Here is a 14,994-nt window from a genome sequence, read left to right on the forward strand (position 1 = left end):
CTAGCGCTTAGAAACGACCAACAACACCCACACCAACAAACAAACCGTCTACGTCAGAATCAAGTACTTTTCCTAGCTCAAATGTAGCTGAAAAAGCATCTGACATACGTAACCAATAAGCTGTTTTGGCAGTAAAGTTATCGTCTGAACCGTTATCGTCATAACCTAAACCAACAGACCATGATTTAGTTACATACCAATCAGCATTAACATTGAAAATATCGTCAGCATCGGTATGAGTCCACTTAGCACCTAAATCAACACCAGTAGTGTTTTTTAGATCGATAAAGCTGCGAACTTCAAGACCGTAGATTGAATCAATATCACTACCATCAACATAGAATGCAGCAACTTTTGAGCTGTCGTTGAAGTAGTAACCAAGATCAAGTTGATAAGTGTCAGTATCAAAACTACCAACATCATAACGTTCGATTTTAGCGCCAACAAACCACTTTGAATCGAAAACATAAGTGCCATCAACAGAGAAAATATCAAGGTCGATATCATCTTGCATTTTATAGCTAGCACCAACATTGGTAGATTGTGCTAAAAAGCCATTTAATGCATATGGACCTTTTTCTTGTGATACAGAGTCAAGATAGAAACGGTAGTTAAGGTCCCATAGACCATCACCGAATTCTTCAGTATTAGCAGAATATCCTAAACCCGCTTCGTGGTGAAATGGTGCATCTTGTGCAGCCATAGCTGGTAAAGCCACAAAACCTAATACTAGTGCTAATGCAGTAACGTTTTTCATCAATCATTCCTTTATTTGATTATTTTACGCTAGGAGGTTCAAGCAGATATAAAGCATGGATAAATCATCAAAAGTGGGGGTTATCCATTAACTCAAATGTAGCCTAACCTTACCGTCGGGCTAACCTGCTTTCCTAGCGGCGCATACTCTAAAGTAATGAAGGGCTAAAATAAACAAACAAAATGAAGTTATTGATATTTTTCAACAAAATACATCACACATAATGTATTACGCGCTGCCAACACCTACTTTAGCAATAGAGAAAAACGTAACAAAATCGTCAACTGAACGTTAATTTAAAACACACAGTAAATAATATCATCAATAACCACGAGGATAATCAAACAAAACTTGGACACAACCGCGATTTTAGCTCTGCAACCAAGCGCTGTAATTACGGAGCAAATTGAACCGCTGTGTCTAAATAGAAATAGACAGCTGCAACTTACCATTGCTGCACCACGGTGAGGATATTATTTCTACAGATTCTAAGGATTTAACATTACGATCTATTGCATGGTTCACATCACGTTCAAGGGCGACAACGGCCTGCTTGTTAAGCATTTGATTTATGTCGATGATCGCTATAGGTTATTGTCATTACATCAATTTTATCTACCAGGAAACGTCAATGTCGACTGTGTTTAAGTTCATCAAAGCTGTCTTATTAAGCATTTTTATTATTGTCATCATCCTTGTCGCGTTTAATTGGCAAAGCGTTACTCGCTTATACAGCGTGGTCAGCTTATTTGATGAGGCACTCGTGGTAGATAATTTTTCCAATATGAAGAATGTCTTTTTTAACAAAAAAATCGTCAAACAAGGCGATCCCTATGTGTTCGACGTCGACTTAGCCGCCTTACCTGAATCATTTCGTTATAGAGGTCACGTCACTAATACTGACGATTTTCTCACTCGTAGAGCAACAACAGCATTACTGGTACTTAAAGACGACAACATAACCTTTGAGCAGTACTTTCTCGGCACGAAAAGTGATGACAAACGCATCTCGTGGTCAATGGCCAAATCATTTGTATCGATATTGTTCGGTATGCAGGTTGATGCTGGCAAGATTGATATCGAAAAAACCGTCGGCTTTTATCTGCCCGAGCTTGCCACATCTGGTTATGGTAATGTCAAAGTGAAACACGTACTGCAAATGTCATCTGGAGTTAAGTGGAACGAAGACTACCTCGACTTCTACTCTGACATTAATAAAATGGGCCGGGTACTGGCGATTGGCGGCTCGTTAGATCAAATGACCAGCGAACTGGTTAATGAGTCCGCTCCAGGCAAAGCATTTCATTATGTCAGCATGGACACCCACGTTATTGGCATGATACTCAGGCGAGTGAGCGGTAAATCATTAGTCGAGCTTTTACAGCAAAATATTTGGAACACCATTGGCATGGAAAGCGATGCCTATTGGCTTACCGACTCCCAGGGCACTGCCTTTGCCTTAGGCGGCTTAAATGTTACCACCCGCGACTACGCCCGCTTTGGCCGCTTATTACTGAACAATGGCGCATTTAATGGTAAGCAAATCGTGTCAGCAGCCTGGATTAAAGCCGCCACCACACCACAAGCTGATTACCTACAACCTCAAGTCGGCAAATTAGGTTATGGCTATCAAATCTGGCTACCGCCAGAAGCCGAACAAGGTGAATTTTTCTGTGTCGGCGTATACGGGCAATATATTTATGTAAACCAAAAACACAATGTAGTGATAGTTAAAAACAGCGCCGATTTGGGCTTTCTTGATGAGTTGAATTCAAAACAAGAAACCATCGCGTTTTTCCGTGAAATTGTAGCGTCATTGCAATAAACATGGTCACTGACTTACCCACGGTTCATTTAAGTGGTTAAGGCTAAAGCTGCATTTTTCAACCAACAAAAAAGCGACCATTCGGTCGCTTTTGTTTTACAGTGATTTAAATTTAAGGATGAAACTATGCTAGGAATCCTTAATAAGTCAGCCATAAAGCTATATTTCACCTATGCATGAATACAATCACAGGTAAAACCTAAACGACAAAAAGTGAGGCAGGTTCTGCCCACCCCACTTTTGTAACCGCAATTAAATGGTCTTAACTTTGACATGAATTTCCATCTCAACATAACCGTCAACTCTGGCGTCATTCAAATAATGTTCTAACATCGGAAAATTATCAGGTTCAAATCCACTATTTGGCAGCCAATCAGAGTACAGACCCAGTTGAGCCTTGATAGTGTCTTCAGGCATGCCCTTAAAATAAAGTACCGCATACTTACCTTTGGGGATTTCAGATGTGGTAAACGGAGGATTAACCTTTATGTTGCTACCAATGACTATCGCAGCATCATAACGGCATTTATCCGCTGGTGTTATCGTTGGATTATCATAAGCAAATGCAAAGCGTTGTTGCGCATCTTGCGTTATGCCATTGCTTGAAGCCCAATCAATCAGTTTGTCCCATGCGGTATATATCGACTCAGGTTCATAACCGCGTTTTGAAGCCAAAATACACACACGTCGGCTATCAAAATCTCTCACTTCCACTTTCATATTGGTATCCTCTAAATTAGGGCTCTTCGTCACCTCATTGGTGATACGACTAGGATACAAATCAGCAGGGCAAAACACTTTTCCATACTTGCTGTATATTTTTCCAATCTTGCTATCTTTTATTTTATCTGGGTTTCTTATTTCAGTCGGGCTAAAGCCAAAATAAAGTTTTACCGCTTTAGAAAAGTTAGCACTGGATGAAAAACCACAGTCTAACGCCACCTGAGTGATAGGCAGTTGAGTTTTAAAAATCAATATGTTGACCGCCTTCTCAAGCCTGCGGCGCACAATGTAATCATTAACTGTCTCCCCCATAATGGCAGAGAAAATACGATGAAAATGATAAGGCGAAAAATAGCTGACGTTTGCCACTTCTGTTAGTGAAATCTGGTTAGTCAGATTAGCCTCAATATATTGAAGCACCCGATCGATCCGCACTTGGTATTCTTTATTCATGGGTTCCTAATCATTAAGCAGGCAAGTCGTGAACGAACAACTGTCAGGTAAGAAACCATAACGCAGCGCTATCGTTAATACAAAGCCAGTACTTCGCTTAACGCCCTACCCGTTTTGATGTTTCTTAAGGCATTTTACATAAAACCTGGAGACTTGAGTTAATGTTAAAAGTTTACTCTGGCAACGTATTCTAGACAAATGGTTAGGCCGTAAACATGTTTTAATTCAGCCATAGTGGCTTTGCATGATGACATTGATAAACCGAGCACCTAACTAGCATCAACGAGGGGATAAAACGCTTAAAAGCCAAATAGCACTGAGCCACAGATGATCACTTTACTGACGGGTCTTTGGGCGCGAATGCTGGTAAATACATGGATATTTTCCTATAGTGGCCACATAAACACATTCGATTAGCGAGCTGTAGTGCCGGGCATTTATCCTTTTGTATCCAAACAACCACATAAACGGGCGGCTTTTTTTGTCGCCTCATTATTACTGATCTCAGCGCTGATAATTAGCCCTTTTATTTCAATACCTTTGGTCGATATTGCCCCTTTTTTGCCGGCATACAGCACTTCAGTGGTATTGCTTGAAAGTATTACGGCCTATTTACTGCTGTCGCAGTTTGCCAGTAACCGGCAGGTTTTCTCAGGGTTTGTTGCTTGTGCTTATTTATTCCTTATCCCTTTAGTAACGGTGCAGCTTTTAGTGTTTCCAGGTGTTTTTTCGCCTAGTGGTTTACTGCATGCAGGGGAGCAAAGTGCGGTATGGATTTGGGTATTTTGGCATGCATCGTTTCCGATCTTGCTCTTGCTGGCATTAATTGCCCCGAAAAAAATCATTAACCAAAACCCTGCTGATCTCAATATCAAATATTGGCTGATTGCCTTTGTATTTATTTCCCTACTGGTTAGTTTAGGTTTGGCCTTATTCGCCACATGGGGTAGCCATTTATTACCCGTCTTAATTGATAAAGACAGCTATAAGCAACTATTAAATAGCCCTTATGCCTTAATGGTGTGGGGATTAAATGTGCTGGCATTATTCTTTATGGTAAGACGGGCACGCAGTAACAATGTGCTTTACACATGGCTGAGTGTGGCGTTGCTGGCCAGCCTGCTTGATGTCACGTTAACCCTATTGGCTGGCGCCCGCTTCAGTTTAGGTTGGTATGCTGCAAGAGTGAGCAGCTCGGTTTCTTCTATGGCATTGCTGTTCGCCTTGTTATGGGAGGTCAACCGTCTGTATGTCGCAGCCCACCGAGCCAATGAATCCTTATATCAGCAAAGTGTAAAAGATACATTAACAGGCTTATTTAATCGCCGTTATCTAGAAACACAACTGGCAATAGACATAGACCACGCCAAAAGATACCAAGAGCCGCTGTGTTTGTTGGTTGTCGATGTTGATCACTTTAAAGCGTTTAACGATAAGCACGGTCATTTGAGTGGCGATCGCTGCTTAGTGGCCGTCGCCAAACAATTGCAACTAAGCTTAAATCGACCCGCAGATTTTGTTGCCCGTTATGGTGGCGAAGAGTTTGTGGTGGTGTTGCCCCACACTGAGGCAGAAGGCGGCATGCTGATAGCTGAAAAGTTACGCCAGAAAGTCAGTGAGTTAAGGGTTGAAGATAAGGGCCAATTACTTAGCGTCACCATCAGCATAGGTTATGCAATATTACAGCATAATGAAGACACCGCCCAAGGCTTGCTGATAGCCGCCGATACCGCCCTATATCAAGCCAAAGCCGCAGGACGCAATTGCGTTGTCGCTGCGATTCAATAACCCTTGTAGGGAATTAACTGATCAACATAATACCGTTTCGCACAAGTCATTATTGTGTCATGAGATGTTCAATCTAAACATCTCAAAAACACTTAAAAGTGATTGATAAAGACTGTAAGCGGATTTAAAGCTATTGCTAATGTGATGGCTTTAAGTGAGGGGGGGAAATGTTCTCCCCTCACTCATAGCAAACCTAAGCCACTATTACTGAGCTATCAAGCTTAAAACCCAGTGTTGTAATCCCTGTGTATCCGTCATTGAACCATTAAACTGATACTGTGGAACAAAACTTTGGTTATGGCCTCTTTTTCGATCTCGATATACTTTTTGCGCCAGTGAAAACGCGCCAAGTTTGCTAGGTAAATTAATCCCGCGAACATCCATATACACAGTATCGGCAGAAGTTTCTTGGCCAGCATGAATAAGCTGCGGTATTGATAAACTCAAATCGGCGAAATCTAAACACGCACTGCCGCAAGATTTATCGGTAAGTAAAATCGTACTACCTTGGTATAGGCTTTTCTCAGTCTGATGGCGATTAACAGCAGCCTGCAAAGCTTGGCTATTTTTAGGCAATGCTTCTTTCACCAATGATTGTTGATTATCTATCGCTTGCCGCATATCTAAAGTGGTTTGTAAAAACGAAGTAGTGATATCACTGTCAGCGCCAAACTGACGAATTAACATAGGTTTCAAGCTGACAAGGTAAGCATGATTATCTTCACTTGCACGCCACATAGCGTAACTATTATCTGGATTATTTTGCATTACTTGCGCGATATAAGCTTTACCATAAAGACTGCTCATTAAATCTTGGCCCCACTGCGAACTGCCACCACCATTGCCACGCACATCAAACACCACGAGTTCTGCATCACGCAAACCAGCAAGCGCCATTATCATGGCTTGCAATTTGGTTTCATCAGCACCAGATGGATAAAAACTGGGCAACCGGACCCAATAATGCTTAGGTGTAAATTCATCAATACTAAATTCTTTGGGTAACGCCACAGGAGTAAGCGTTTGGTATAAATCATTACGATCAATTTTTTGCCAATGCAATGAAAAGGCTGTTTGCTCACCCTTTGACTCAAACACACAACTATTTGGTCTAGTAAATTCACCAATTTTATCATTGATGAGTAACTTTTTAGCGTAAGAGACTTTGCGCGCATTCAATTGATTGTTATTGAATCGATATTTAAGAATATGCTCATTCATCATGGTATCGACCGCAATATTGTCACAAGAAATAAGCTTGGCACCAACCGCAGGAAGCCGCCCGCCCCAATCTTCGGCAGTGTAATAGACTTTATAATCCTGAAATTGTTTTTCAATACCTATGCCAGCCCAAGACTGCATATCAGGGTGTTGATTAAACGCAATGCCAAAATGACCATCAGCAAAACCAGCCACAAAATAACTCAAACTATTGGTTACATCCTGTAACGATGTCGCTTTTTTTGCCCGCGCCACCCCCTCACGATAACCTTGTTCTAACCACTGTGAAAAATATAAATTTTGATCATCTATGGCACCGGGATGATTAGCCTTAACCGTTTGGTAGATATAGGTTAAGTCCGTTTGAGCAATCTGAGCCCATGGATTGGCTTCAGCCAACACAGGTTTAATGGGTTCTGCTTGAGCATAAACCGCAGAACTAAACACGCTGATGAGTAGAGTTAAAATAACTAAGCTTTTACCGTGCATCTAAATATAAATCCATTTGTTATCTAAAAGTTAAGGCAAAGTCTACCGTATTAGCACTGATTACACAGCATTTTTTGATATTTCAGCAGTAAGCACCAAAGCATCACGATACATTATTGATGCTTTCGAATCATAAAATAAAGCAAACAGTGGCAGCACTTAATCTCAGCCATAACCACAAAAAGCCCGCATATGTTAGCTAGCATCAACTCGTGTAAACGCGTCATCTCCAGTGCCAATTAGAGCTAAAGCACAAAAAATCACATTTCGGCTACTTTTTATTACATTTTTGTAAAACTGGAGTATATTAATCAAGCCATATAATGGATTTATATTAGCAACCGATTGTATAACCACACTAAATTTCAAGGATGACAATGGCAAACCTGTTCACTAATGTACTCGCCACCATCATCTTGCTTTCGGGTATGTTTTTGATGGTGTTGATTATGCACCTAATGCTTAAATACCGTGACCACACGGTAAAACTGCCTGTCGATCGCGAGCAACTCCAGCGAATCCCCGCATATGGCTTACAGCAACAAATTCAAGACTTACAGTTTGATCTCGTCGCCGGCCTAACGATGGCAGTTATTGTTGTAACGTTCCCGTTTGCCTACGAAAGTATCGTCAAGCATATTAGCGACAGCTCATTCCCAATCGCTTTCGCTCCAATTGTCATCCTTGGCCTAGGATATTGCGGCCACAAAACGCGGAAAAACTTTTCCAAACTCACCAAATTACGTTTAGGCCACACCGCAGAAATCGCCACTGCCAATGAGCTCATCGGCTTGCAAGCTTTGGGCTATCAAGTGTTTCACGACATCCAAGCCGACGGCTTTAACATCGATCACTTAGCCATAGGTAAAAATGGCGTATTCGCCATCGAAACCAAAGGCCGCCACAAGCGCAAACGCGACAGTAAAGCGACTAGCGCTACCCAAGGTAAAGACTACCAACTATTTTATAAAGACGGCCGCTTATGCTTCCCTTCTTGGACGGAAACCAAACCCATAGAACAAGCCGAACGCCAAGCAAAGTGGGTCAGCCAATGGCTCACCAAAGCCACAGGCCAACCAGTGTTCGCCAGCCCAGTGCTGGTCTTCCCCGGCTGGTTTGTAACAAGCCAAACAAAACCACCGTTCCCCATCCTAAATCATAAGCAGTTGGTCAAAACCATACCAGCTGTCCGAACCCAAACTCTCAGCCAACAACAAATGGATGCGATTGTGTATCAAGTCGCGCAGCGGTGTTTGAGTAAAAGCGAGGTGGGGAAATGATGGTTAAGTGAACCAAATAAAAACGGGGCGTTGAGTCAATCTTAAAAAAGTTTACCCTGACTTATTTAAAGCATTTCAAGCGAATAAATATCAATAACCATGGGTAGCCATGTTATACATTTAAACTATCTAAAATAGAATAAAGTCCTCAATGAAAAAGATAACGTTTAGAGAAAGACAAAGAATAATTAGTCATAATATACAAATGAGAAACCTTCCTACTAGCAAAAGGGTTATTATTAAACACAAAATAAATCCAGTACTTGCTATAAAAAAATGGGTCAATGACAATCAGGAATTTATTTCTGTTTTGGATTCTAAAAAATATACTTATTCAATTACCTTTCCAAAAAGGCTTAACTTTTCAGATAACTATCAAAAATCAGTACGATCAATTAACTCAATAAGAAAACTTATCGGTTTAAACGGAGTTAGGCATAGATTAAAAAATATTAACCTTAATAATATTGAAAATATTTCCACTTCAGCTAGCTTGGTGTTGACTGCAGAAATAGATAAATGGAATGACAAGGTTGGAAGAAGGTTAGTTCCACAAACTGAGGAATGGAATGACTCAGTAAAAGCTCAACTTTCAGATTTAGGTTTCTTTGAGCTATTCAACTTCGAAAAGTGTAATTTTGAAGCAAAACCGACTAAATTGAATATTGTAAAATTCATAAAAGGTGCTCCTGGTGACGAAAAAAAAGCTAAATACTTAAGAGAGAAAATAGAAGAGATTGTTGGTAATAGGGTAAAACGTCCACCGTTATTTCAAGCATTATCAGAAGCGATTACAAACGTAACTCATCATGCTTATCCTCAAGAAACGAAGATAAATAAACACTGGTATATGACAGCATCATTTTGTGATGATACTAGGGAGTTAAAAGTAGCTTTTTATGATCAAGGTATTGGTATACCGTCAAGTTTACCACGCTCTAAACTTTGGGAAAGAGCAAAAGCTTACATGAGCTCAATTAGTGTATATAATGACCACCCTTCACTTATAGAGGCTGCGGTTGAAATGGGTCGAAGCCAAACAGACCAAGAAAACCGAGGGAAGGGCTTACAAGACTTACTTGAGTTCATCAAACAGTATGGAAATGGCTATATGTCAATTTTAAGCCAAAAAGGGCTATATAAATTCAGCTGCATAGATAGAAATCACCATACAAAAAAAGAAGCCTTAAAATATCCAATACTAGGCACATTGATTGTGTGGAGTGTTAAAATCCCAGAAAAAGGAGGCCGTTCATGAATTATAATATTGGTTTACAGTTTTCTGACACACCAGCAGGAAGGTACTTTGATGATGGTGACTATACCGGTGAGCATTTCAGAGAAAATGTACTTAAGGACTTAGTCAATAACCTTCAAGAAAATGAAAAACTCATAATCACAATTGATGATGTTGAAGGTTTTGGATCATCATTTTTAGATGAAGCATTTGGTGGGATGGTAGGTAAAGGATATATTGAACCTGATGAGTTTTTAGATTTACTAGTCATTGACTATGAGGATAGTGAAGATGTTAGCTCTTTTGCTTTTTTCGCAAAAAAAATAAAAGAATATATATCTAAGGCTAATTCAAAAACATGGAAATAGTCGATAGAGTAATTGCAGGTAGCATCGCTGCAATATTAGGTGCCTTTTCGGCATACTTATTTAATAGATTAAACTGGAAAGAAACCTCAAAAAAAAATTCAATATTATCAATAGAAAGTGAATTAATAGAATCACTAAACTCGTTAGCGGATTCTGCATTAGAGTATTGGTCATATAATCAGGCAGATCTTAAAAACTCAAAGTTATTAGAAGCCAAAATAAAAATGAGATTCTCCAGTTTAAACCCATTATTTCAACAGCTTACATTCATTCACGGTTCATTTACATGTGGTGAATCTTTAAAGATAACAAACGAAATAGAACAGCTTTTCGAACATGTTACAGATGGTAATTTTGAATCAAAAAAACGAAATGCATCACCTAAAAAGTGTTTAAAAATCTCAAATTCATGCAACAAAATAAAAATTAATATACGAAAAGTAATACATAGTTAAAATATTTTAATAAATGGGTTAGAGTCTGAGGGGCCCCCACCGAAGAATGAATAAAAATAATGAGATAGATTAACAACTGAGGAACATTCATGGCATTTGGTGATCAAATTTATCGCCAAACGAAAATTATCACGAGTAAATGCCATGAATGCAAAACAAGTTTTATCAAAATGCATCTCACTTGTCCCCCCCCGTTAACGCAAAAAATGCACAAAACTCGTCGCTTTAGTTTGTTTGCTGCCATTGAAAGCGCAATGTACGGTGGCTCGCTTTCTATCACAGGACTTGGCCGGAATATAACGAATAAAGCAAAGGAAAAACATAAGATTAAATAAATGGGGTCAGAGTCTGAGGGAGCCCCATTTTTCTATGCTTCACTAATACGATAATGGCGTTACTGTGATGATAAGGTAATGAAGTTTAAAGGTTACGTAATTAAAATGGCTACGTCTTAGGCATCCACAGTTCTTTTGATTGATTCAAAGCTGACAACAAAGAGTAGTATTTCACTTTATAAGGCCATTGGTTTGATGGATGCCAAAAATCTACAAAAAAATAACCTTTTGCATAATACAGCCATTCTGCACTAGGATTAGATTTAACTAGTTTGGATTCGATCAAAGGATATGTTGCACCGCAGATGATTAAATCAGGATTAATACTTTGAATTTGCTCCATAAGTAAATCCCAATCGCTGTCTACGTAAGTTGATAAGTCGTCACTGGATGAAGAGCTGTTACCACTACTCTTTTTAATATTTATTATCGCGCAGCTATGGAATGCCTCTTCCATCTTAGGATTCGATTTGTAATCCTTATCGAACGAATTTACCTCACCCGTTTCAACAAGCTTATTGATCCCATCAACCCACTGCGCCATAGACCACCACATGGTCTTACCTAGTTCATTTAGCTTTTTCCCAGCTAAATAATCATTTAGAGCCCACTCTTCAATTACATTCGAAGAACTTTCATAAGCCTCTTTCATCAGAAACAGTACTTTCACAGGAGCCTTATCCCAAAGACTTCTATTAATTATTCCATCAGTAATGAAAAACTTATCTCTGTGTATCTCACGTTCTTTCCATGATACAAAATCCATTTTTATTTCCTTTATTATTACTTAAATCATGATAATTGTTTGTTCATGCCTGGTTAGGAATTGATAATATTTTTATTTTATCAATCATTGAATAAATAAATATTGATATTACAACTAGAGCCCGAGTAAATATTCTCTCGAACAAAAAAGCGACCTTTCGGTCGCTTTTTAATGCTTTAGATTCCCGCTCAAAAACCTTGCGGGAATGACGATTAGTGCATTACCACCATAATTGCGTCGCTGGCGATGATAAGACAATGAAGTTTGAGGTTTTCGCCGCGGAGTTGACTGGTGTCAATGAGCAGCGAAAACCTTAAACTGAAGCAGTATTATCAAGACTAAGCAGCAATTATTCGTAGTCACTGAGTGGTACGCACGAACACATCAAATTACGATCCCCATACACATCATCAATACGGTTCACCGTTGGCCAAAACTTATTCGCCTTAACCGCAGCGCTTGGGAACACGGCCACTTCACGGCTGTACGGACGTGAATCAAATTCAGGGTCCATAATGTCAGCCAGCGTATGCGGTGCATTGTGCAGTGGGTTATTGTCCACTGGCCACTCGCCTGCTTCTACCTTGGTAATTTCACCGCGAATAGAAATCATCGCTTCGATGAAACGATCCAGCTCAACCTTAGACTCAGATTCAGTAGGCTCAATCATCAAGGTTCCTGCTACTGGGAAGCTCATGGTAGGTGAATGGAAACCATAGTCGTTTAGACGCTTAGCGATGTCCATTTCGGTTACGCCAGAAGTTTCTTTTAATGGGCGTAAGTCGATAATACATTCATGGGCAACGCGCTCATTACGGCCAGTAAATAATACTGGGTAATGTGGGGCGAGCTTTTTCATGATGTAGTTAGCGTTTAATAGCGCAGTTTGGGTAGATTGCTTAACCCCTTTAGTGCCTAACAACTTAATGTACATCCAGCTGATTGGCAGTATGCTGGCACTACCATACGGTGCAGCAGATACGGCGCCGTTATGGTCGCTTTCGCGCCCAGGCTTAACCACTACGTGACCGGCTACAAATGGCGCAAGGTGTGCTTTAACACCAATTGGGCCCATACCTGGACCACCGCCGCCGTGCGGGATAGCAAAGGTTTTGTGTAGGTTTAAATGCGATACGTCAGCACCGATAAAGCCTGGTGATGTTAAACCAACCTGTGCGTTCATGTTCGCGCCGTCTAAGTATACTTGACCGCCATATTGATGGACGATTTCGCATACTTCGCGGATTGATTCTTCATACACACCGTGAGTCGATGGGTAAGTGATCATGATGCACGATAGGTTACCAGCAAGCTCAGATGCTTTAGCACGTAAGTCTTCTAAATCGATGTTGCCTTGCTTGTCACAAGCAGTCACCACCACTTGCATACCAGCCAGTTGCGCTGATGCTGGGTTAGTACCGTGAGCAGATTGCGGGATTAAGCAGATGTTACGATGCGCGTCGCCGCGAGATTCGTGGTATTTCTTAATCGCTAACAGACCCGCGTATTCGCCTTGCGCACCTGAGTTTGGTTGAATACACACAGCGTCATAACCGGTGATTTTCACTAAAAACTCAGACAACTCGTTAATTAACTGGGTGTAACCTTGTGCTTGGTCTAGTGGGCAGAATGGGTGCATGTTAGCAAATTCTGGCCAGCTTACCGGTAGCATTTCCACTGCCGCGTTGAGCTTCATGGTGCACGAGCCTAACGAGATCATGGAGTGGTTTAGGGCTAAATCTTTGTTTTCGAGACGCTTGATATAACGCATCATCTCGGTTTCGCTTTGGTAGCGATTAAACGTTGGATGGGTTAATACGGCATCTTGACGTACTAAGGCTTCAGGGATTGACTGACTGCCATTAGCAATGATGTCGGCATCGAGTGCTGCTACGTCTAAACCATGGCCTGCGCCTAAGATAACGTCAAACAAGACTGCGATGTCGGCACGGATAGTGGTTTCGTCTACGCTGATACCAAATACGCCATCAGCATCGATACGCAAGTTAACTTGTGCCGCTAACGCGCGGGCATTAATGGCAGCAAGGTCGGCACCTTTAACACTGATGGTGTCAAACCAGGTAGTGTTAACCAGTGATACGCCTTTAGCGGTTAAGCCTGCTGCTAAAATGTCGGCAAAACGGTTAATGCGTGACGCTATGGTTTTTAAGCCTTGTGGGCCGTGGAATACTGCGTAAAACGACGCCATATTGGCGAGTAAAATTTGCGCAGTACAAATGTTTGAGTTGGCTTTTTCGCGGCGAATATGTTGCTCGCGCGTTTGCATGGCCATACGTAATGCGCTGTTACCGCGGCTGTCTTTTGACACACCAATAATACGACCAGGCATTGAACGTTTGTGCTCGTCACGGGCAACAAAGAAGGCTGCGTGTGGTCCGCCGTATCCCATTGGTACGCCAAAACGTTGTGCGCTACCAAATACCACGTCTGCACCCATGGCGCCTGGTGATTTAAGTAACATCAATGACATGATGTCGGCAGCCACAGTCACGATGACTTTGTTGTCACGTAGCTTGGCAAATAGCTCGGTGTAATCGGTAATTTGACCAATACGGTTGGTGTACTGGAACAAGGCACCAAATAATTCGTAATTGACAGACTCGTTTGCTGGACCAACAACTACTTCAAAACCAAAACATTCAGCGCGAGTTTTAACTACGTCTAATGTTTGTGGAAATACATCATCGGCCACAAAGAAGATGTTTGCTTTTTTAGCTTTAGACACCCGTTTGGCTAATGCCATGGCTTCTGCAGCTGCAGTGGCTTCGTCCAGTAATGAGGCTGACGCAAGGTCAAGACCGGTAAGGTCCATTGACACTTGTTGGAAGTTTAAAATCGCTTCTAAACGGCCTTGGGCTATTTCTGGCTGGTATGGCGTGTAAGCCGTATACCAACCAGGGTTTTCAAATACATTACGCAAAATGACATTAGGGACTTGCACGCCGTAGTAACCCATACCGATATAGCTTTTAAATACAGTGTTTTTGTCAGCTATGTTACGGATATAGGCGATACCTTCGGCTTCGCCACATGAGTCACCTATAGTGAGATCTTGGGGTAAACGAATTTTGCCAGGAACGGTTTGGGCGGTGAGATCTTCTAGTGACTCTGCACCAATAAAGTTCAACATTTCTTGTTGTTGTGCTTCACTTGGGCCGATGTGGCGAGTCAGGAAAAGTTCGTGCTGTTCTAGTTGTGTCAGGGTTTGCTTGGTCATGTTAAACCTTGTTCCAAATCGACCAGTTTTGGCTGTAGGGCACAGAACTGGATTAGGGT

General features: G+C 41.1%; 11 protein-coding genes and 1 pseudogene. 7 read left to right on the forward strand and 5 right to left on the reverse strand.

Features of this window, described 5'->3' with window-relative positions; all coding sequences use genetic code 11:
- Positions 1–7: 7 nt before the first annotated feature.
- Entirely contained in the window at positions 8–757 is a 750-nt protein-coding gene (locus H5123_RS07550; RefSeq protein WP_182697555.1) for a putative porin, read from the reverse strand.
- Between the two features lie 631 nt (positions 758–1,388).
- Here H5123_RS07550 and H5123_RS07555 point away from each other — a divergent pair.
- Entirely contained in the window at positions 1,389–2,582 is a 1,194-nt protein-coding gene (locus tag H5123_RS07555) for a serine hydrolase (protein WP_259395605.1), read from the forward strand.
- 252 nt (positions 2,583–2,834) lie between these two features.
- Here the strand turns inward: H5123_RS07555 and H5123_RS07560 are convergent, their stop codons facing one another.
- Complete coding sequence (locus tag H5123_RS07560; protein ID WP_182697556.1) at positions 2,835–3,758, reverse strand: GyrI-like domain-containing protein; 924 nt, start codon at positions 3,756–3,758, stop codon at positions 2,835–2,837.
- A 426-nt stretch (positions 3,759–4,184) separates the two neighbouring features.
- Between H5123_RS07560 and H5123_RS07565 the strand changes: the two genes are divergently transcribed.
- Positions 4,185–5,546, forward strand: a complete 1,362-nt coding sequence (locus H5123_RS07565) for a sensor domain-containing diguanylate cyclase (RefSeq protein ID WP_182697557.1) — start codon at positions 4,185–4,187, stop codon at positions 5,544–5,546.
- 204 nt (positions 5,547–5,750) lie between these two features.
- On the opposite strand, the gene H5123_RS07570 is transcribed toward H5123_RS07565, so the two are convergent.
- The gene (locus H5123_RS07570) at positions 5,751–7,256 is read right to left on the reverse strand and encodes a S41 family peptidase (protein ID WP_182697558.1); all 1,506 of its coding nucleotides are present in this window, start codon (positions 7,254–7,256) and stop codon (positions 5,751–5,753) included.
- A 377-nt stretch (positions 7,257–7,633) separates the two neighbouring features.
- Here H5123_RS07570 and H5123_RS07575 point away from each other — a divergent pair, with 377 nt between their 5' ends.
- The 5 genes and pseudogenes from H5123_RS07575 to H5123_RS07595 all read left to right on the forward strand — a co-directional run.
- A complete protein-coding gene (locus tag H5123_RS07575) occupies positions 7,634–8,536 on the forward strand; it encodes a nuclease-related domain-containing protein (RefSeq protein ID WP_182697559.1) in 903 nt (300 codons plus the stop codon).
- Positions 8,537–8,687: 151 nt separating this feature from the next.
- Positions 8,688–9,794, forward strand: a complete 1,107-nt coding sequence (locus tag H5123_RS07580; protein WP_182697560.1) for a hypothetical protein — start codon at positions 8,688–8,690, stop codon at positions 9,792–9,794.
- A complete protein-coding gene (locus H5123_RS07585) occupies positions 9,791–10,141 on the forward strand; it encodes an STAS-like domain-containing protein (RefSeq protein ID WP_182697561.1) in 351 nt (116 codons plus the stop codon). Before H5123_RS07580 ends, H5123_RS07585 begins: the two co-directional genes overlap by 4 nt.
- A complete protein-coding gene (locus H5123_RS07590; RefSeq protein ID WP_182697562.1) occupies positions 10,132–10,596 on the forward strand; it encodes a hypothetical protein in 465 nt (154 codons plus the stop codon). Before H5123_RS07585 ends, H5123_RS07590 begins: the two co-directional genes overlap by 10 nt.
- A 144-nt stretch (positions 10,597–10,740) precedes the next feature.
- Positions 10,741–10,928: pseudogene (locus H5123_RS07595) on the forward strand (IS4 family transposase); the annotation flags it as partial.
- A 112-nt stretch (positions 10,929–11,040) separates the two neighbouring features.
- Here H5123_RS07595 and H5123_RS07600 read toward each other — a convergent pair.
- Entirely contained in the window at positions 11,041–11,697 is a 657-nt protein-coding gene (locus H5123_RS07600; RefSeq protein WP_182697563.1) for a hypothetical protein, read from the reverse strand.
- Between the two features lie 349 nt (positions 11,698–12,046).
- Positions 12,047–14,935, reverse strand: coding sequence for an aminomethyl-transferring glycine dehydrogenase (gene gcvP, locus H5123_RS07605; RefSeq protein ID WP_182697564.1), 2,889 nt, complete (start codon positions 14,933–14,935; stop codon positions 12,047–12,049).
- Positions 14,936–14,994: the final 59 nt, after the last annotated feature.

Origin of the sequence: Shewanella sp. SR43-4 (assembly GCF_014163845.1) — a bacterium.
Taxonomy (GTDB): domain Bacteria; phylum Pseudomonadota; class Gammaproteobacteria; order Enterobacterales; family Shewanellaceae; genus Shewanella; species Shewanella vesiculosa.

Bases quoted from the DNA above. Each gene is read 5' to 3' on its own strand.
- H5123_RS07550 (WP_182697555.1), bottom strand. From the start codon at position 757: ATGAAAAACGTTACTGCATTAGCACTAGTATTAGGTTTTGTGGCTTTA.
- H5123_RS07555 (WP_259395605.1), top strand. From the start codon at position 1,389: ATGTCGACTGTGTTTAAGTTCATCAAAGCTGTCTTATTAAGCATTTTT.
- H5123_RS07560 (WP_182697556.1), bottom strand. From the start codon at position 3,758: ATGAATAAAGAATACCAAGTGCGGATCGATCGGGTGCTTCAATATATT.
- H5123_RS07570 (WP_182697558.1), bottom strand. From the start codon at position 7,256: ATGCACGGTAAAAGCTTAGTTATTTTAACTCTACTCATCAGCGTGTTT.
- H5123_RS07575 (WP_182697559.1), top strand. From the start codon at position 7,634: ATGGCAAACCTGTTCACTAATGTACTCGCCACCATCATCTTGCTTTCG.
- H5123_RS07580 (WP_182697560.1), top strand. From the start codon at position 8,688: ATGAAAAAGATAACGTTTAGAGAAAGACAAAGAATAATTAGTCATAAT.
- H5123_RS07585 (WP_182697561.1), top strand. From the start codon at position 9,791: ATGAATTATAATATTGGTTTACAGTTTTCTGACACACCAGCAGGAAGG.
- H5123_RS07590 (WP_182697562.1), top strand. From the start codon at position 10,132: ATGGAAATAGTCGATAGAGTAATTGCAGGTAGCATCGCTGCAATATTA.
- H5123_RS07600 (WP_182697563.1), bottom strand. From the start codon at position 11,697: ATGGATTTTGTATCATGGAAAGAACGTGAGATACACAGAGATAAGTTT.
- gcvP (WP_182697564.1), bottom strand. From the start codon at position 14,935: ATGACCAAGCAAACCCTGACACAACTAGAACAGCACGAACTTTTCCTG.